We start from the raw sequence: 18792 nt of genomic DNA, 5'->3' as shown, positions 1-18792 counted from the left end.
TCACGTTATGATCCGAAGCACCTTTCGGCGTTCTGGCAAATCGCGAGCAGACGAGAAGATCGGAGTGAGTGCCCATGACCGACGCCATCCACCTCCCCGCTACCGCGTCGTCGGGTGAGCGGGGCCCCGCCCTGCGCGGGATGCTGGTGGCCGAGTCCGATCGCGACATCTCGGTGCGGGTCGATGGCGGTATCTGGACTTTCGACCGCCGGGATGTCATCCGGCTCACCGAAGACCGCGCGAGCGCGGGAGAACGTCCGGTGCGGGTCGACATCCGCCCCGGCGCCACCGCCGATTTCACCCGGCGCCTGCGCGTGGAACTCGTCGACCGGCCGATCACCCTCGCACCGGAACCGTCGGAAGCGCTCGGCGACGAGCAGCTGGCCCGCGCCACCCGCAGCTGGGCGAGGAAACTGCGCATCGCCGAACGAGGTGGTGTCACCGGGGCGACGTTCACCTTCCGCGACGGCATCAACTGCGACAGCCTCGACTGAACGGCACGACAGGGATGGAAGGCGCTACCGACGCCGTGCTCATCGTCTCCGAAACCGACGACCTGCACGCCGATGCGCTGGCATCGACCCTGCGAGAACACCACGGGCTCGACCCGATTCGGCTCGACCTGCGCGACTTTCCCGCCGAAACAGGAAGTTTCCGGCTCGACAAAGCGGGCACCAACCGGGCGATGTCACATATCCACGGGCTCGACGACGTGCGCGCGGTGTGGTGGCGCAGGCCGCACCCCTGCCGGGTTCCCACCGGCGTGCGCGCGGCCGACGACGAGTTCCGTCAGGCCGAGTGCGACGGATTCCTGCAGGGCATGCTGTGGTCCATCCCGGCGTACTGGGTGAACGATCCGGCCGCCGAGCGTACCGCTTCCCGCAAGATCGTCCAGCTCGAGACCGCGCAGCGGGCGGGCTTCGCGATCCCGGAAACACTGATCACCAACGACCCGGACGAGGCCCGCAGTTTCATCGAATCCCGGTGCGGCCCAGTGGTGTACAAACGCACGGGCACGGGCCGTGGCGAGTTCTCCGAGACCAGGATCATCACGCGATCCGAGCTACACAGGCTCGAGTCGATCCGCTCGACTCCCACCACCTTCCAGGATTATGTGGAGGCAGGCTGCGATCTGCGCGTGGTGTGGGTCGACGGTGTCGAATGGAGTGTGCGGATCGACTCCCAGGCGGGGGTGGGACGCATCGACTCCCGCCTCGACACCTCGGTCGCGTTCGCACCGGCTCGCCTACCGCCGTCGGTCAGCAAGTCGCTCGCGACGCTGATGGGCGCGCTGGGACTCAGCTTCGGAGTCGTCGACCTCCGTCTCGGCAGCGACGGTGAGTACTACTTCCTCGAGGTGAACCCCCAGGGACAGTTCGCGTACCTCGAGATCAAGACCGGGCTGCCGCTGTTCGCCAGTCTGGCCAATCTGCTGGTCCGTGGCGACGGAGCCGTCGCAGGTTGGTAGCGGCTCCGCCTTCGGCTCAGTCGGCCGGCAGCTTGCGCCGATTGGCGCCGCCGCGGCCACGCAGCTCCACATGTGACTCGACCAGCACATTGTGGATGAAGCCGTACGAGCGACCGGTGGACCTGGCCAGGGAGCGAATGGACGCGCCCGCCTCGTACTGCTTCTTCAGCTGGGACTGCAACCGGTCGCGGGACTTGCCCGTCACCCGGGTGCCCTTGCCCAGCGCTGCCTTGCCGATCGTCGATTTACTCTTGGCCGACCTAGCGGCCTGTCTGGCACTGTCGCTCATGGCTTCCTCCGAGTCGCCGAGCACTTCCTCCAGGCTAGACACTCCGCACTCGGTGATCAACGAAAACAGTGATCGAACTCACGCGACCCCGGCGAGTTCCGCCACGACACAGCGTTCACCGCGCATCACGCGAGGTCGATCAACTCCGCGTACTCCGCGGACCAGTGGTCCTCGGTGCCGTCGGGCAGCAGAATGACCCGCTCCGGGTTGAGCGCCTCGGCCGCGCCCGGATCGTGGGTCACCAGCACCACCGCGCCCGCGTAGGTGCGCAGCGCCTCGAGGACCTGTTCGCGCGAGATGGGGTCGAGGTTGTTGGTCGGCTCGTCGAGCAGCAGCACGTTGGCCGCCGAGGACACCAGCCCCGCCAGCGCCAGCCGCGTCTTCTCACCGCCAGACAGCGTGCCCGCGGGCTGTTCGAGCTGCGGACCGGTGAACATGAACGCGCCGAGCAGGCTGCGCAACTCCTGCTCCCCCGCATCCGGGGAAGCATGACGGATGTTCTCCCAGACCGAGGCCTGATCGTCGAGGGTGTCGTGCTCTTGGGCGAAGTAGCCGACCTTGAGACCGCGCCCCTGCTCGACGCCGCCCGCGGTGGGTGTCTCGACACCGGCGAGCAGTTTCAGCATGGTCGTCTTGCCCGCGCCGTTGAGGCCGAGCACCACCACGCGGCTGCCCTTGTCGACAGCGAAGTTCACCCCGGTGAAGATCTCCAGGGAACCGTAGAGCTTGGTCAGGTCCTTCACCATCAGCGGCGTCTTGCTGCAGGCCGCGGGCTCGGGGAACCGGATACGGGCGACCTTGTCGCTCACACGCACGTCGTCGAGCTCGTTGATCAGGCGTTCGGCGCGACGCACCATCTGGTGTGCCGCAGCGGCTTTGGTGGCTTTCGCGCCGAGTTTGGCGGCCTGCTGACGCAGCGCGCCCGCCTTCTTCTCGGCGTTGGCGCGCTCGCGGACGCGGCGCTGTTCGTCGGTGGCCCTGGCGTCGAGGTATTTCTTCCAGCCCATGTTGTAGACATCGGGCTCACCGCGCACCGCGTCGAGGAACCACACCTTGTTGACCACGTCGCCGAGCAGTTCCACGTCGTGGCTGATCACGATCAGGCCGCCGTCGTGGTTCTGCAGGAACCCGCGCAGCCAGGTGATGGAGTCGGCGTCGAGGTGGTTGGTCGGTTCGTCGAGCAGCAGGATGCGGTCGGAGCGCCCGCCCGAACCGTCGGACGCGGAGAACAGGATGCGGGCCAGCTCGATGCGGCGGCGCTGGCCACCGGAGAGGGTGCGCAGCCGCTGATCGAGGACGCGGTCGGGCAGCCCGAGGCTGTTGCAGATGCGCGCCGCCTCGCTCTCGGCGACGTAACCGCCGAGCGAGGAGAACTGGTCCTCGAGACTGCCGTACCGACGGATCGCTTTGTCGCGGGCGGCATCGTCGGCCACCTCGGCCATCTCGAGCTGAGCCTTCTCCATGTCGCGCAGCAGCACGTCGAGCCCGCGCGCCGAGAGGACCCGGTCCTTGGCGATCACATCGAGATCGCCTTCCTTCGGGTCCTGCGGCAGGTAGCCGATGTCGGTGGAGCGCGTGATCTTCCCGGCGTACGGCTCACCCTCACCCGCGAGGATGCGCAGGGTGGTGGTCTTGCCCGCACCGTTACGACCGACCAGTCCGATCCGGTCGCCGGACTGCACCCGCAGCGCCGGCCCGGGGGCCGAGAGCAGGGTGCGGACTCCGGCCCGGACCTCCAGGTCGGTCGCCGTGATCACAGAGTTCTCCTCAGAGTAGGACAAGCGGGAAAGGGTAATTCGGCAAGAACCACTTATTTTACCGGCGACCCCGCCGGAAGCCGAACCCGGCGCCGCGCGATGTGAGCGTGGTTACTCTCTAGCCATGACTACCGATCTGCTCGGCCGCACCGCGCTCGTCACCGGAGCCAGTCGCGGCATCGGGTTCGCAACCGCTGCCGAACTGCTACGCCGGGGCGCGAACGTGCTGATCACCGCCCGTAAAGCCGAACTGCTCGAGGTCGCCGCGACCGAGTTGCGCGAGCTCGGGCACCCGGGTCAGGTGAGCACTTTCGCCGGTAACGCCGGCGATGCCGACGCGCGTGCGCAGGCCGTGGCCAGAGCCGTCACCGAGTACGGCTCGCTCGACATCCTGGTCAACAACACCGGCATCAACCCCATCTACGGTCCGCTGATGGACGCCGACCTCGGTGGCGTGAGCAAGATCTTCGATGTGAACGTGGTGGCGTCGCTGGGCTATGTGCAGCAGGCCTACCGCGCGTGGATGGCCGAGCACGGTGGTGCGGTGGTGAACGTGGCCAGCGTCGCGGGCATCCGGTCGTCCGGGGTGATCTCGGCCTACGGCGCGTCCAAGGCGGCATTGATCCGGCTCACCGAGGAACTGGCCTGGCAGTTGGGCCCGAAGATCCGGGTGAACGCGGTGGCACCGGGCGTGGTCAAGACCAAGTTCGCCGACGCGCTCTATTCCGACGACGAGGAGCGCGCCGCGAGCGTGTACCCCATGAAGCGACTCGGCGCCCCGGAGGACGTGGCCCGGCTGATCGCGTTCCTGGTGTCCGACGACGCCGAGTGGATCACCGGCGATTGCGTGCGGGTCGACGGCGGGTTCCTGTCCACCGGCGGCATCTGAACGCCCAGCCGCGAACTCACGGGGCGGGCGAACGCCCGCCCCGGTGATGTCGGGTCAGTCCGAGGACTCGCCGCTTCCCGTCGAGGCCGAAACACTCTCCTTCGGCCGCGATTTCTCCCGCGCCCCGTCCTGCGTCCGCGCCGAGTCGGCACGCTCGACCTCAGCGCGGGCCGCTTCCGCGCGCGCCGCCTCCGCCCGTGCGAGCGGATCGACGACGACGATCTCCTCGACTCTGGCGGCGAGCGGATCACGCACCACCACTTGCTGTTTCGACCGAGCCGAGCCGCCCTCGTCCAGACCCCACCGGTCGTGCAGGCGACGCAGGAACTCCGGTGCGTACCAGTTCGCGTCGCCGAGCACCTTCATCGCGGCGGGCAGCAGGAACCCGCGCACGAGGGTGGCGTCGACGATCACGGCCAGTGGCAGGCCGATGCCGAACGCCTTCATGAAGGTGATGTCGGAGGCGAGGAAGCCGAGGAACACCAGCGAGATGAGAATCGCCGCGGCGGTGACGATGCGCCCCACCCGCTCCAGGCCGAGCGCGACCGCGGTCTCGTTCTTGCCGGTCCGGTCGTATTCCTCCCGGATCCGCGACAGCAGGAATACCTGGTAGTCCATCGCGAGCCCGAAGGCCGCGGCGAACAGCATCACCGGCACGGTGGCCGACAGATCCCCGGTGACGGTGAAACCGAGCACCCCGGACAGGTGCCCGTCCTGGAAGATCCACACCAGCGCCCCGAAGGTCGCGGTCAGACTCAGCGCGCTGAGGATCACCGCGAGCACCGGCAGCACCACGCTGCCGGTGAGCGCGAACAACACGATCAGCATCATGATCACCACGAAACCGAGCGCCCACGGCAGCGCGTTCTCGATCGCGGCGACCGAGTCGGCGTTGGCCGCGGCCACGCCGCCGACCAGCAGCTCGCTCGGCGTCCGGACCGCGCGTACCTGCTCGACCAGGGCCGCCAAGGCGTCGCTGTCACCGGTGCTCGGCACGATGGACAGGTACACGGCCTTCTCGACCCGGAAGCGCGCGTTGGCGGCGGTGGGTTCGAGCAGCAGCCCGCCCTGGGCGTAGCTGCCGGTGGCGGTGTCGACGCGGCGGACATTGTCCAGATCGGACATGTCACGGGCGATGGTGTCCAGGCCCGCCGCGCTGTAAGCGCTCTCGGGCAGCACCGCGACGAGGGTGTGCTGATCGCTCTCGCCGAAGTCGCGCGCCACGATCTCGGTGACCTGCCGGGAGTTCATCGACTCCGGCAGAGTCCGTTCGTCGGGGAACCCGAGTTTCACGCCGAGGAACGGCGCGCCGAGCAGCAGCAGCAATGCGGTGACAGCGAGTCCGATCGAGATCGGCTTGCGCATCACGGTCGTGGCCAGCCGGTGCCAGGCGCCCTCACCCGGCGCGGGACGCGGTGCGCGCAGGAACCACCAGCCGAGCTGGCCCTTGTCGATGCGGGTTCCGATCAGCAACAGCGCGGCGGGCAAGGCGGTGAGCGACACCAGCGCGGCCAGCGCCGCGACGACGATGCCCGCGTAGCCCATCGACCGGATCGCGAGCAGCGGGAAGAACAGCAACCCGGCCAGCGCCACCGCGACGGTGAGCGCGGAGAACGCGACGGTGCGGCCCGCGGTGCGCAGGGTGGTGGCCACCGCGCCCGCCGGGGTGCGACCATCGGAGAGTTCGTCGCGATACCGGTTGACGATCAGCAGGCTGTAGTCGATGGCGAGACCGAGGCCGAGCAGGGTCGCCACATTGGTGGCGGTGACCGACAGCGGCATGAACAGGGTGAGCAACCACAGCGCGCCCATGGTGGTGAGCACGGTGCCGATCGCGACGAGCAGCGGCAGGCTCGCGGCGACCAGGCCGCCGAAGACGAACAGCAGCGCGATCAGGGTGAGCGGGAACGCGATGGCCTCACCCTTGGCTATATCGGTCTTGCTCTGCTGCACCGTCTCGTGCATGAGCATGGCGAATCCGCCCGCTCTGACCTGCAGGGAGCCCTGTTCGCCCGTCAGTTCTCGCGAGATGGCGGTGACGCGTTCGTCGATCTCGCTCTCGCTGCCGAGCACGCTCGCCACGATCAGACCCTGCTTGCCGTCCACACTGCGCAGCGCGGGCTGGTGGGAGGTCCAGTACGACCTCACCTCCGCGACACCGGCGCGTTCCTGCAGATTCGCGACCAATGCCGTTGCCGCCGCGGTGGACTCGGGGTCCTCGACCGACGACTCGGTTTCCACCAGCAGCACCAGGTTCGGCGGCGCCTGCCCGAACTCGGTGCGCAACACCTCCAGCGCGCGGTGCGATTCGCTCCCGGAGTCGGTGTATCCGCCGCCCTCCACCCGCTCGAACAGCGTGGCGCCCAGTGCGCCGAGCACCACCGCGAGCACCACGAAAACGCCGAGCACCCAGCGACTGCGCCGCCTGGTGAATTCGAACACCGGATTGTCCCCTAACTCGTCACACCGTCGCGCGAAGCGCGTATCGACGTGCGAGGGCTCGGAGTAGTTCCGGGCCGTCCCGCCTCGTCGGCCCGATCCTGTTGGCGGGTCGGCGCGTTCGCGTGGCGATCGTAGCAACTTCGTGGCGGCACCGCCGGGCCTCCGGCAACCCCGCTGAGCGCGGTCGACTACGGGTCGCGACTTCGGCTACCGACGAGCCCCACCGATGACCGAGGCCACGACAGTGCGGCGCAGATTCGGCGGGAGATCGGCGAACAGCGCGCGCATCGCGGCGACGGTGCCGCCGAGATCATCGAGGCCGGAAAGATAGGCGTGTTGCAGGCGTGCGGGCAAACCGAAGAACGTCTCGAAGAAGACCGGCACCTCGCTCGCGGGCAGTGCCAGCAGCGCGCGTAAACCCGCACGGCGCAGGGCCGAGACGGCCCGCGCACGCGGCGTCCACACCGTGCCACCCGCGACAACGGTGTCCGCCGCGGCGAGCGCGGCCGCGACGCTGTACCCGGTCGCGGGGTGGGTCAGCCCGCCCGCCGCGCCGAATCGGCCGCGCCCCGGTGTGCCGCCCTGCACCGGAAACCGCACCCGCTCAACGGGTTCGGTCCCGGTGAGCGAGATTCCCCGCACGCGCAACCGATGCTCAAGGCGGCGGCGTAACACCGCGGGCGCGAGCGCGGGCCGCCCGGCCAGACAGGTCTCCTCGAACAGCACGGTGTCCGCGCTCAACGGGATCGCGTACAGAAACGACGGTGGGTCGGTGGGATCGGCCCCGTTGTCGAGGCGCCAGTCCATGAACAGCGTCGGCTCGTGTCCGGTACGGTCCACGACCACGCCGTAGGCGGTCTGCTCGGCCCGACGCGGGGACCGGGCCAACCCGCGCGCGTCGACCACCTGCCCGGTACGGATCAGCCCATCCGCCGTTCGCACCGATCGCGTCGTCACCTCGACGGCCCGGTCCGCGATCACGGTCGCGCCGTGCAACGTCAGCGACGACTGCAGCGCCGCGGTATCGAACACCTGATAGGCGCGATCGATCCGATGCTCGCGCACCGCCCACGCCATCGGCCCGTCGACCACCGCCGCGACCGCACCGGAATCGAGCCACGTGGGCAATTCATCGGCCCATGCGGCATAGGTCGGGGTCCACACCCGGTCCGGGCGCGGATCGATCACTGTGACGTTGCGGCCCGCCGCCAGCGCACGATGGGCCACGGCCCGCCCCGCGGGACCGAGCCCACACACGATCACATCCACACCCACCCCGTTATTGGATCAGACATGACTATTTCGAGCACCGCCGGATCACGGGCGGGCACCTATTCGAGATCGCTTGCTCGCCCCGGCGCGACATTTCGACCATGATGGGGGCATGAGGTCGATCTGGAAGGGCTCGATCGCTTTCGGGCTGGTCAATGTCCCGGTCAAGGTTTATACCGCGACCGAGGATCATGACATTCGGTTCCACCAGGTCCACGCCGCAGACGGGGGCCGGATCAAGTACGACCGGGTCTGTCAGGTGTGCGGAAAATCTGTGCAGTACTCCGATATCGACAAGGCCTATACCTCGCCGGACGGCGAGCAGGTGGTACTGACCGACGCCGATTTCTCGAAACTGCCCGCAGCGGAGAAACACGAGATTCCCGTGCTGGAATTCGTGCCGTCCGATCAGATCGACCCGGTGCTGTTCGACAAGAGTTATTATCTCGAGCCGGATTCCGCGACGCCGAAGGCCTATCAGTTACTGGCGGCGACCCTCGAACGCATCGACAAGACCGCGCTGGTCCATTTCACCCTGCGCCAGAAGACCCGGCTGGCCGCATTGCGTGTGCGCGACGGCGTGCTGGTCCTGCAGACCCTGCTGTGGCCCGACGAGGTGCGGGCCGTCGAATTCCCGTCGCTCGACGACGCGCCCGCCCCGCGTCCACAAGAACTGAAGATGGCCGAAACTCTCGTCGAGTCGATGTCGGGCGATTTCGATCCGTCCGAATACACCGACGAATACCAGATCGAATTGCAGAAACTGCTCGACGAGGCGATCGCCAGCGGCACCGGCAAGGTCGAACCCGCCGCCGAGACTGCGCCCGCCGAACAGGCCGATGCCGAAGTCGTGGATCTGGTCGCCGCGTTGCAGCGCAGTCTCGAGTCCAGTGGGCGCAGGGAAGCCGCCCCGGCGAAGAAACCCGCGAAGAAGGCCGCCAAGAAAGCCGCTCCTCGCAAAGCCGCCGCGAGCAAGTCCACCGCGTCCAAGACCGCGACCCGCAAGGGCGCGTAGGGCACACTGGCGGCTATGGACACCACCATCGCTGTCGTGCCGATGGGATTGGGACATCTGCGTCAAGTCCTCGACCTCGGCCATCAGGTCTTCGACACCACCATCAAGCCGTACACGTCGTGGTCGCTCACCGCGGTCGCCGAGCACCTCGACAGCCCCGACAACGCCTGCTGGGTAGCACTGGATTCCGACCGGGTGGTCGGGTTCGTGCTCGGGTCGATGGAGTTCGAGCATCGCGACGACTGGGCGTACCTGGAATGGATCGCGGTCGCCCCCGACATGCAGGGCCACGGGATCGCGCGACGACTGGTGAACGTGTGTTCGGAGGCGCTGTTCGCGCGCGGCGCCCGCCATATCGTCACCGATGTCGAGGACCGCAACAGCGCCTCGGCCGCGCTGATGACCAGCAGCGGATTCGTGCCCGCCGCGACCGTCACCCTGCTGGTGCGACCCAATCCCGCGGCCCCCGACGACGTCGCCCTGCCGCCGATCGCCAAACGTGACCTCGTCCGCCGCGGCCGACTGTCGGTCGAGCACCCGCTGCGCTGATCGATCACCCGAGCCGACACCGCCGGCGCGACCGACGACTCGCGCGACGGCGGTGCAGGATTCACGACGCCCGCAAGTTAGACGGTCGTCCCAATCTTTGCGAGGATTCCGCTCACCCCCGGTGAAACCGTTGTCGGCGAGTAGCGCGGGCAGCTTGGATGGCCGAGTTCCTCTTCTGCGAGCGATTCGGGAGTACACGTGAAATTCCTTCGGACACTGTCGATCCCAGTGCTGATAGCGACCGCCGCCCTCACCCTGACCGCGTGCGGTTCCGATGATGACGCGTCGGGCACGGTCGTGCGGATCGGCACTACCGACAAGGACAAGGCTTTCGAGGTCTTCGAACAGAAGGCGAAGGAGCAGGGCATCACGCTGAAGGTCAGCAATTTCTCCGATTACAAGCAGCCGAATACGGCGCTGTCGCAGAAGCAGATCGACCTCAATCTGTTCCAGCATCTGCAGTTCCTCGGCCAATACAATGTGGCGAGCTCGGACACGCTCACCCCGATCGGCTCGACCTATATCGTGCCGTTGGGCCTCTATTCGAAGAAGCACAGGGCGCTCGCCGATATCCCCGCCGGTGGTGAGATCGCGATCCCCAATGATCCGACCAACCAGGCGCGCGCGCTGTTCGTGCTGCAGGCGGCCGGGTTGCTGAAAATCACCGGCAACTCGGTCCAGCCGACCCCCGCCGATATCGACAAGGGGGCCTCCAAGGTGCGGGTGACCCCGGTCGATGCCGCCCAAACCGCGTTGTCGCTGCCGTCGGTCGACGGCTCGATCATCAACAACACCTTCCTCGACCGGTCGGGCGTCGACCCGAAATCGGCGCTGTACAAAGATGATCCGAAGAATCCGGCCGCCGAGCCGTATATCAACGTGATCGTCAGCCGCGCCGAGGACAAGACGAATCCGACGTATCTGAAACTGGTCGAGATCTGGAAGGACCCGGCCGTGGCCGCCGCGCACGCCGAGACCACCAAGGGCACCGCGGTCGCGGTGAACCGCCCCGGCGCCGAGCTCGAACAGATCCTGGACCGGGTGCAGCAAGGCATCCGCACGGCCAAGTGAGCACCGTACCCGCCGCTGTCGAATTCCGTTCCGTCACCAAGGTCTTCGGCAGCGGCGACGACCGGCACACCGCGCTCGACGGCATCGACCTGCGGATCGAACCGGGTGAGATCTTCGGCGTCATCGGCTACTCCGGGGCGGGCAAGTCCACGCTGGTGCGGTTGATCAACGCGCTGGACAAGCCGACGTCGGGCACGGTCACGATTTCCGGCACCCCGATCACCGGCGTGCCGGAGTCGGCCGTCCGCAGGTTGCGTCGCGATATCGGGATGGTGTTCCAGCAGTTCAACCTGTTCCGGTCCCGCACCGCCGCGGGCAATATCGAGTACCCGTTGAAGGTGGCGGGCTGGAAACGGGCCGAGCGCAAGGCCCGGGTGGCCGAATTGCTCGACTTCGTCGGGCTCACCGACAAGGCGCGCGCCTACCCCGATCAGCTCTCGGGCGGACAGAAGCAGCGGGTCGGGATCGCGAGGGCACTGGCGACCTCGCCCTCGCTGCTCCTCGCCGACGAGGCCACCTCCGCGCTGGACCCGCAAACCACGGGCGAGGTGTTGCGGCTGCTGAAGAAGATCAACGCCGAACTCGGGGTCACCATCGTGGTGATCACCCACGAGATGGATGTGATCCGCGCGATCGCCGACCGCGTCGCGGTGCTGGCCGAGGGCCGGATCGTCGAATTGGCCGCCACCTTCGATGTTTTCGCCGCACCGCGGGCGACACCGACCCGGTCGTTCGTGGCGACCGTGCTGCACGACAGGCCCGACGCGACGGAACTCGAGCGGTTGCGAGAACTGCACGGCGGCCGGTTGGTCACCGTCGACGTCGACAACCACAGCGGTCTCGGTGCGGCGCTGGCCGCCGCCACCGCCGCCGACGTCCGCTTCGAGATCGTCTACGGCGGGGTGAGCACGTTGCAGGACAAGACATTCGGCAGTGTCACCCTGGCGCTGCACGGGCCCGATGCCGCACTCGATCGCGTGGTCGCCGACCTGACACGGAAGGCGGGCTGATGGAGACCAACTGGGAGAAGTTGCGGCCCACGCTGTTCGAAGCGATCGGGACCACCGTCTATCTGGTCGGTGTGACGTTCGTCGTGGCGGGGCTGATCGGGCTGGTGCTCGGCACCGCGCTCTACACGACCCGCAGGGGCGGATTGCTGGCGAACGGTCCGATCTACTTCGTGCTGAATGTGATCGTCAATGTGGTGCGCCCTATTCCGTTCATCATCCTGCTGGCCGCGCTCGGCCCGGTCACCCTGGAGGTGGTCGGCACCACGATCGGTTCTGAGGCGGCATTGTTCGTGATGATCGTCGCGGCCTCGTTCGGGATCGCGCGGATCGTGGAGCAGAACCTGGTGACGGTCGATCCCGGCGTGATCGAGGCCGCCCGCGCGGTCGGCGCCGGACCGCTGCGGATCATTCTCACGCTGCTCATCCCGGAAGCGCTGGGCCCGCTGATTCTCGGCTACACGTTCGTGGTGATCTCGATCGTCGATATCTCCGCGATGGCGGGCACCGTCGGCGGTGGAGGGCTGGGCGATTTCGCCATCGTCTACGGGTATCAGCAATTCCAGTGGCAGGTCACGATCGTGGCGGTGCTGATCATCATCGCCGGTGTGCAGGGTGTGCAGTTCTTCGGCAACTGGCTGGCGAGGAAGGTTCTTCGCCGCTGAATACGGTAGTGGCACAGGAGTTTCGATCCGTGCCACTACCGGTTCGAGCTCGCTAGATGTTGGCCGTGCAGGCCGACAGGATGACGCTCGCCGCCCGGGGCGACGCCGAACCCAGGTCGGGGAAGGGCGGGGCGCTGAAGCCGAGCACATCCACCGCCGAACGCTCGGCCGCGGCCCGGGAGTGATCCCAGGCCCACCCGAAGCGGTAGTCCGCACCTTGAGCCACCGCACCACAGGCATTACGGAATTCGACGACGACCCGGCAGTCCCGCACACCGCACTCATCGAGCGCGGCCCGGCTCGCCGCCGCCCAGCTGCCGTAATTCACCGCCGAGGCCACCACGGCCCGGTCCGACGACAACGCCAGCGCCCCGTACAGATCACCCGCCGCCACCTGGAATCCACCATCGCGCGACACAGCGGTGTACCCCGGCGCCTGTGCGATCGCCACCCCACTGGCCCCCGCGGCCGCCGATCCCGCGTTCGCCACGGTGAACGCGCCCACCGCGGCCAGCGCGGCCACACCGAGGGCGTATTTGCCCACAACAGACATCAGAGATTCTCCCCGTCGAAATACCGACTCCGTGCCTCGAAGCCGAACCAATCACGAACGGCCGCGGACCACCCCGGAAATAGCTTTCCGGCATCGCCACGACAACCATTCGGCGGAGCTGTTATAGCGCTGAGATATGCACGGCTACAACAATTCTCGCTCATCGAAACGCGCGATTCCTCCCGAACCGCTCGTCGCCCACAGACTAACAACGCCCACCGACAAGTAGCGGCGGACCGTCGGCTAGGGGCGAACCAGCTCGTCGCGCGCCCGCATCAACGCGAACCCGAGCAGATTGAGGCCCTTCCACCGCCCGGGATCCAGCGCATGCGGGTCGTCTGCGGCCATCCCGATCCCCCAGATGCGGTCCACCGGGCTGGCTTCGACGAGCACTCGCGAGCCGGTACCGACCAGGTAGCTTCGCAGCGCGTCATCCTGCCCGAACTTGGCTACGGTCCCCGCGACCACGATGTCGAACCGCGCTCGCTCCCAGATCTTCTCGTCGAAGTCGAGGATCTGCCTGCCGAGCTTCTTCGCCTGGCTCGGATGGCCCGCGCCGAGGATCTTCGCCGCGGTCGTCGCGTCCTCGAACAGCATCGCCTTGCGCCACATCATGTAGTGCTCGGCGCTGGCGAATTCCACCCCGTCGACGACGAATGTCGCAGGCCACCACTGACTCAGGCTGCTGGACCCGATCGTGCCGTCGCGACGCGGACTGTGCCCCCAGAACGCCAGGTACTTCGGCGACGCGCCCTGCTCGATCGCAAGACACAACTGCTCTACAGATTCGACGGTCATCACCCCTCCTAGTTTTGGTCTATATAACCATATACCGGAGCCGGGTATGGCCCGTTTTCTCGACGCGGAATCGACGGTCGAAGACCCCTGGCACCGCGACGCAGTCAGGGTCGCGGTGCCAGGACGGGAGGTGAGGGGTGGACGTTCAGGCCGAGCGGGCGCGGTCCAGGTCGGCGTAGGGGCGGCGGGGAATTGCGGCTTCGGCGACGGTGACGGAACGGACTTCGGAGGCGGTGTGGAAACTGCGGGCGATCATCGAGGAACGCAATTGCCACAGCCCCGAGGATTGGGCCGGGTCGAGGCCGGTGAGTTGGGCTACCCGACGCAGGCGGTAATCGACGGTGTTGGTGTGGATGTGCAGCAGCCGCGCGGTGCGCTGACGATTCATGTTGTTGGCGATGTGCACGCGCAGGGTCTCGTAGAGCTCAGGGTGGTTGTCGAGGGGCGCCAGGAGTTCACCGAGCCGGGCACGACCGGGGCCGGGGCGGGTGAGCTGGTATTCCAGGGCCAGGTCGCCGAAGCGGTAGAGGCCGGGGGCGCTGTCGAGACGCTCCACCATGTCGAGCAGCTCGTGGGAACGCTGGGCCGCGTCGGGAATCTCGGCGGCGGCAGCGGGCACCAACGCGGCCGTGATGTCGACACGCGCGGCCCTCGACAATGCGTCGACCAGCGCGTCGAGTTGCTCACCGACCAGCAGATCGGCCGGGATCAGCAGGGTGCCGCCATCCACCGACAGCAGCGACAGCACGTGTTCACCGCACCGGTGCGCCAACGCGGCCTGCACCCTGCGCAGCTTGCGCCGGGCCACCACCGCGCCGTTCACCCGCGGGTCGCGCTCGTCGGGGTGGGCCCCGATCGAGAGCGCGAGCACCGAATAGGCGTCGGCGACCGTGATGCCGACCTCGCGGGCCATGGTGACGGTCGACTGACCGGCCAGCAGTGCCGAGGTGAGGGTGTGCACCGCCGTGTGATGCTCGCCGACAGCTTCGCGATGCTCGCGAATATAGGAACGAGTCACGGTGGTACACAACAGGTCCGAGATCGCGACGACCCGGCGGAAGCCGTCGATCAGGCTCGCGCGATCCACGTCGGCCACCCCGTCGTAGACCGCGTCGAAGGAGAGCCGGAAGCCCTCGTGGAAAGCGTGCAGAATCGTGTCGATCGGCACGCCTTCGCGCGCCCACCCCGCCGCCACCACCGCGAGCCGGTTCAGTTTCACCTCTTCATCGCGGCCGTCCAGCATGCCGCCGACGATTTCCAGGCACATCCGGGTGACCGAGGTGACGTCGCCGGCGATCACCTCGCCGGGCAGCGTCCGGCAGGTCGCGACATTGTCGACGAAGTGGCCGACCAACCGGCTGGTCATCGTCCGGACATCGCGTAGCGGCTGCCACAGGGCCGTCTCGTCCAGTGAGATCGTCATCGTCGACTCCTCCTTCTACACCCCGGCACTGCCGATGGTGGTTGTACTTCCGCCAGATCGGCCGATGTGATGGCCTACACTGCGGTTTCTCTGTGATCATGACTGTAGGGTGAGCAACCGCTCACCTTCTACTCCTCTTTCCGCCGAGGTCGATAGATGCCCCCGCACGCCGATAAGCAGCGCAAACGCCCCAAGCAGGACCGGGCGAAAGAGACGAGAGCACGTATTCTCACGGTGGCCGCTCACCTTTTCGGCACCCGCGGCATCGGCAATACCTCGACCAACCGGATCGCGACCGAAGCGGGCATGAGCATCGGCACCCTGTACCGCTATTTCAACGATCGCGACGAGATCGTCAAAGAGCTCAACAACAGCCTGTTTCTGCAGGTAGAGGAGCGCTACAGCCAGCTGCTGACCGCCGGTGCCAACCAGGCCCCCCGCGATGCCGTGATCGATCTGATCCGCTCCGCCGTCGACATCCTCGTCGCGAACGGGCCGCTCGTGCGCGCCCTGGTCGCCGATCTGCAGTTCTACGGCAGCGGTATCCCCGAATTCGAACCCCGGCTGCGGATGCTCGTCAAGCTCTACATCATCCAGTTCATGGGACCGATCAAGCACGTCGACATCGACGTGATGGCCTTCGTCGTGCTGAACGCGGGCTTCGCCACCGCGTTGCGTTCGGTCGAGCTCGACGATGCCGAACTCGACGCCATCATCGTCGGTACCGCCGACATGATCGGCGCCTGGGTCGACTCGGTCGCCGCGATCGAAAACGCCTAGCACAGCAAGAGGCCCGGATCCTCGTCGAGGATCCGGGCCCGTTCGCTACGCGATGGTCAGCGCGCGTTCGCCGTGCAGATCGCGTCGACGACTTCGGAGCCGCTCATGCCCGCCGAGCCGGTGTTGGCCAGCAGCGCGGTCGGGGTCAGCTCGGAGAGGTTCTCGTACGCCTTCCGCTCGGCCTCGGCCCGCGTGGCGCCGCTCGCCCACGCGATGCCGTTGTCGCTCTCGACCAGCACGGCGCAGCCGTTGGCCCACGTCGTGACCACTTTGCAGTCCGCCAGGTGGCAGCTGGCGATCGCGGCGGCCTGGGCGGCCTCGGCACTGGCCTCGTTGACGCCGACGCCGTAGATCGCCTGGCCGTCACTCAACGCGATCGACGCCCACTGGTCGCCTGCCGCACTCGCCGAACCGGCACCCAGCACCGACCCGGCCGCAAGAACCGACGCCGCGACGGCGAAGACGGCCTTACCCATGAAACTCATTCGAAAGATCTCCTCTGAAACTGCTCCGAAAGTTCGGAACCATCAAGATGATCATGGGCGGCCGAAAGAAGCCAGATAACGAGTGTCAGATCACACCGCGACGGTCGGCGCATAACCCCCGAACGCGGAAGGGCCCGGATCCATCGAAGGATCCGGGCCCGAGAAGTGCGGTGCTAGACCGTGAAGCCGAGGGCGCGCAGCTGTTCGCGGCCGTCGTCGGTGATCTTGTCCGGGCCCCACGGGGGCATCCAGACCCAGTTGATCTTCAGGTCCTCGACCAGGCCGCTGCGCACCAGCGCGTTGCGGGACTGATCCTCGATGACATCGGTCAGCGGACAGGCCGCCGAGGTGAGCGTCATGTCGAGGGTGCAGATGTTCTCCCCGTCGACCGACAGACCGTAGACCAGTCCGAGATCGACGACATTGATGCCGAGTTCGGGGTCGACGACATCACGCATCGCCTCCTCAAGGTCCTCGAGGTGCTGGACCTGTTCGGCCGTCAACTCGACCTCGGCGGGCTTGTCGACCTCGACGGCCTCCACGACATCCGGGGTCTGTGCGGTATCGGTGCTCTCACTCATGTGGCAGACTCCCCATTTCCCATCGGTGCTGTGGTTTCCTCGGCCGAACTGATCTGCACGACAGCGTCTTTGAACGCCATCCACCCCAGCAGCGCGCACTTGACCCGCGCCGGGTACTTGCTCACACCGGCGAGGGCGATGCCGTCGCCGATCATGTCCTCATCGCCTTCGACAGCGCCGCGGCTGGAGATCATCTCGCTGAACGAGTCGACCACCTTCAGCGCCTGCTGCACCGGCAGACCGATCACCTGATCGGTGAGGATCGAGGTGGCGGCCTGGCTGATCGAGCAGCCCTGGCCGTCGTAGGAGACGTCGGCGACCTCGCCTGCGTCGTCGATCCGCACCCGCATCGTCACTTCGTCACCGCAGGTCGGGTTCACGTGGTGCACCTGGGCACCGAACGGTTCCCGCAGCCCGCGGTGATGCGGGTGCTTGTAGTGATCCAGGATCACTTCCTGGTACATCTGCTCCATACGCATGTTCTATGCAACCCCGAAGAAGCTCTTGGCCTTCCGCACGGCGGCGACCAGTGTGTCGACCTCGTCGAGCGTGTTGTACACGGCGAACGAGGCACGTGCGGTGGCGGCGACCCCGAACCTACGGTGCAGCGGCCAGGCGCAGTGGTGCCCGACCCGGATGGCGACACCCTGGTCGTCGAGGATCTGGCCCACGTCGTGGGCGTGGATCCCGTCGACCACGAACGACACCGCGCCACCACGATCGACATTCTCGGTGGGCCCGATGATCCGCACACCGTCGATACCGGACAGACCATCGAGCGCGGCACCGGTGAGCGCGTGCTCATGGGCCGCGATCGCGTCCATGCCGAGGTCCTCGAGATAGCGCACCGCGGCGGCCAGCCCGACGACCTGCGAGGTCATCGGCGTGCCTGCCTCGAAGCGCTGCGGCGGCGGCGCGTAGGTGGTCTTCTCCATGGTGACGGTCTCGATCATCGATCCACCGGTGATGAACGGCGGCGTCTGCTCGAGCAGCGCGCGGCGGCCGTACAGTCCGCCCACACCCATGGGGCCGAGCATCTTGTGACCGGAGAACGCGGCGAAATCGACGCCGAGTTCGTGGAAGTCCACTGCCATGTGCGGCACCGACTGGCAGGCGTCGAGCACGACGAGCGCGCCGACTTCCCCTGCCCGGCGGACCAATTCGGCCACCGGAGCGACCGCGCCGGTCACGTTGGACTGGTGGGTGAACGCGAGAACCTTTGTCGCGGAGGACAGTTCCAGCGAGTCCAGGTCGATGCGGCCGTCGTCGGTGATGCCGAACCACTTCAGGGTCGCACCGGTCCGACGTGCCAGCTCCTGCCACGGAACCAGATTCGCGTGGTGTTCGAGCTCGGTGATGACGATCTCGTCGCCGGGGCCCACGTGATAGGGGAACCGGTCGTCACCGAACGCGTTGACCACCAGGTTCAGCGACTCGGTCGCGTTCTTGGTGAACACGATCTCGCCGGTGTCGGCGCCGACGAAGCGGGCGATATCGGCGCGCGCCTGCTCATAGGAGTCGGTCGCCTCCTCCGCCAGCTGGTGGGCGCCGCGGTGCACCGCCGAGTTCCGGGTGAGCAGGAACTCACGCTCGGCGTCGAGCACCTGGAGCGGACGCTGCGACGTGGCACCGGAATCCAGGTACACCAACGGTTTCCCGTCCCGCACCGTGCGGTGCAGGATGGGGAAGTCGGCCCGGATCCGGGCCACGTCGAGGGCCTGACCCGGGAGAGACACAGCGGTCATGGC

Annotated in this window: 20 protein-coding genes; 9 read left to right on the top strand and 11 right to left on the bottom strand. The window is 67.2% G+C overall.

The genetic code is table 11. The annotated features are described in order from the left end of the window. Positions 1 to 74: 74 nt before the first annotated feature. A complete protein-coding gene (locus NA12_RS18770) occupies positions 75 to 494 on the top strand; it encodes a hypothetical protein (RefSeq protein ID WP_067452629.1) in 420 nt (139 codons plus the stop codon). Positions 495 to 508: 14 nt separating this feature from the next. Next, entirely contained in the window at positions 509 to 1468 is a 960-nt protein-coding gene (locus NA12_RS18765) for an MvdC/MvdD family ATP grasp protein (RefSeq protein WP_067452626.1), read from the top strand. Positions 1469 to 1484: 16 nt separating this feature from the next. On the opposite strand, the gene NA12_RS18760 is transcribed toward NA12_RS18765, so the two are convergent. Continuing rightward, complete coding sequence (locus NA12_RS18760; protein WP_067452773.1) at positions 1485 to 1757, bottom strand: helix-turn-helix domain-containing protein; 273 nt, start codon at positions 1755 to 1757, stop codon at positions 1485 to 1487. 125 nt (positions 1758 to 1882) lie between these two features. After that, positions 1883 to 3514, bottom strand: a complete 1632-nt coding sequence (locus tag NA12_RS18755; RefSeq protein WP_067452770.1) for an ABC-F family ATP-binding cassette domain-containing protein — start codon at positions 3512 to 3514, stop codon at positions 1883 to 1885. Positions 3515 to 3638: 124 nt separating this feature from the next. Here NA12_RS18755 and NA12_RS18750 point away from each other — a divergent pair, with 124 nt between their 5' ends. Then, positions 3639 to 4403 (top strand): SDR family oxidoreductase, encoded by a 765-nt coding sequence (locus NA12_RS18750; protein WP_067452623.1) that lies wholly within the window; start codon positions 3639 to 3641, stop codon positions 4401 to 4403. 54 nt (positions 4404 to 4457) lie between these two features. Here the strand turns inward: NA12_RS18750 and NA12_RS18745 are convergent, their stop codons facing one another. Further along, positions 4458 to 6845 carry an MMPL family transporter gene (locus NA12_RS18745; RefSeq protein WP_084472894.1) on the bottom strand — a complete coding sequence of 796 codons (2388 nt, stop codon included), beginning with the start codon at positions 6843 to 6845 and terminating at the stop codon, positions 4458 to 4460. 207 nt (positions 6846 to 7052) lie between these two features. Further along, entirely contained in the window at positions 7053 to 8120 is a 1068-nt protein-coding gene (locus NA12_RS18740; RefSeq protein ID WP_067452619.1) for a lycopene cyclase family protein, read from the bottom strand. Positions 8121 to 8229: 109 nt separating this feature from the next. Here NA12_RS18740 and ku point away from each other — a divergent pair, with 109 nt between their 5' ends. From ku to NA12_RS18715, 5 genes are all read left to right on the top strand, one after another. Continuing rightward, the gene (ku, locus tag NA12_RS18735; protein ID WP_067452616.1) at positions 8230 to 9132 is read left to right on the top strand and encodes a non-homologous end joining protein Ku; all 903 of its coding nucleotides are present in this window, start codon (positions 8230 to 8232) and stop codon (positions 9130 to 9132) included. A gap of 15 nt (positions 9133 to 9147) precedes the next feature. Further along, positions 9148 to 9681 (top strand): GNAT family N-acetyltransferase, encoded by a 534-nt coding sequence (locus NA12_RS18730; RefSeq protein WP_067452613.1) that lies wholly within the window; start codon positions 9148 to 9150, stop codon positions 9679 to 9681. 198 nt (positions 9682 to 9879) lie between these two features. Continuing rightward, entirely contained in the window at positions 9880 to 10752 is an 873-nt protein-coding gene (locus tag NA12_RS18725) for a MetQ/NlpA family ABC transporter substrate-binding protein (RefSeq protein WP_067452609.1), read from the top strand. Beyond that, complete coding sequence (locus NA12_RS18720) at positions 10749 to 11762, top strand: methionine ABC transporter ATP-binding protein (RefSeq protein WP_067452607.1); 1014 nt, start codon at positions 10749 to 10751, stop codon at positions 11760 to 11762. The genes NA12_RS18725 and NA12_RS18720 overlap by 4 nt, the downstream gene beginning before the upstream one ends. Beyond that, on the top strand, positions 11762 to 12424 hold the full coding sequence (locus NA12_RS18715; protein WP_067452604.1) for a methionine ABC transporter permease: 663 nt from the start codon (positions 11762 to 11764) through the stop codon (positions 12422 to 12424). The genes NA12_RS18720 and NA12_RS18715 overlap by 1 nt, the downstream gene beginning before the upstream one ends. Before the next feature lie 52 nt (positions 12425 to 12476). Here the strand turns inward: NA12_RS18715 and NA12_RS18710 are convergent, their stop codons facing one another. The 3 genes from NA12_RS18710 to NA12_RS18700 all read right to left on the bottom strand — a co-directional run bounded on the left by NA12_RS18710 (position 12477) and on the right by NA12_RS18700 (position 15198). After that, positions 12477 to 12977, bottom strand: a complete 501-nt coding sequence (locus NA12_RS18710) for a DUF4189 domain-containing protein (RefSeq protein ID WP_067452601.1) — start codon at positions 12975 to 12977, stop codon at positions 12477 to 12479. Between the two features lie 243 nt (positions 12978 to 13220). Continuing rightward, positions 13221 to 13775 (bottom strand): riboflavin biosynthesis intermediates N-glycosidase, encoded by a 555-nt coding sequence (gene ybiA, locus NA12_RS18705; protein ID WP_067452599.1) that lies wholly within the window; start codon positions 13773 to 13775, stop codon positions 13221 to 13223. A gap of 145 nt (positions 13776 to 13920) precedes the next feature. Further along, positions 13921 to 15198: a PucR family transcriptional regulator gene (locus NA12_RS18700; RefSeq protein ID WP_084472893.1), complete on the bottom strand. Its 1278-nt coding sequence runs from the start codon at positions 15196 to 15198 to the stop codon at positions 13921 to 13923. A 156-nt stretch (positions 15199 to 15354) separates the two neighbouring features. Here NA12_RS18700 and NA12_RS18695 point away from each other — a divergent pair, with 156 nt between their 5' ends. Beyond that, entirely contained in the window at positions 15355 to 15978 is a 624-nt protein-coding gene (locus NA12_RS18695; RefSeq protein WP_067452596.1) for a TetR/AcrR family transcriptional regulator, read from the top strand. Between the two features lie 56 nt (positions 15979 to 16034). Here the strand turns inward: NA12_RS18695 and NA12_RS18690 are convergent, their stop codons facing one another. From NA12_RS18690 to NA12_RS18675, 4 genes are all read right to left on the bottom strand, one after another. Beyond that, positions 16035 to 16463 carry a DUF4189 domain-containing protein gene (locus NA12_RS18690; protein WP_067452593.1) on the bottom strand — a complete coding sequence of 143 codons (429 nt, stop codon included), beginning with the start codon at positions 16461 to 16463 and terminating at the stop codon, positions 16035 to 16037. A gap of 173 nt (positions 16464 to 16636) precedes the next feature. Further along, a complete protein-coding gene (locus tag NA12_RS18685) occupies positions 16637 to 17044 on the bottom strand; it encodes a metal-sulfur cluster assembly factor (RefSeq protein ID WP_067452590.1) in 408 nt (135 codons plus the stop codon). After that, positions 17041 to 17523: a Fe-S cluster assembly sulfur transfer protein SufU gene (gene sufU / locus NA12_RS18680; RefSeq protein WP_067452588.1), complete on the bottom strand. Its 483-nt coding sequence runs from the start codon at positions 17521 to 17523 to the stop codon at positions 17041 to 17043. Before sufU ends, NA12_RS18685 begins: the two co-directional genes overlap by 4 nt. A 3-nt stretch (positions 17524 to 17526) precedes the next feature. Continuing rightward, positions 17527 to 18789, bottom strand: coding sequence for a cysteine desulfurase (locus NA12_RS18675; protein ID WP_067452585.1), 1263 nt, complete (start codon positions 18787 to 18789; stop codon positions 17527 to 17529). Between the last annotated feature and the right edge of the window lie 3 nt (positions 18790 to 18792).

The sequence above is a fragment of the Nocardia alba NBRC 108234 genome (genome assembly GCF_001612665.1).
GTDB lineage: Bacteria > Actinomycetota > Actinomycetes > Mycobacteriales > Mycobacteriaceae > Nocardia > Nocardia alba.
Note: the sequence above shows the minus strand (reverse complement) of the source record. Positions and strands in the feature narration are given on the sequence as shown.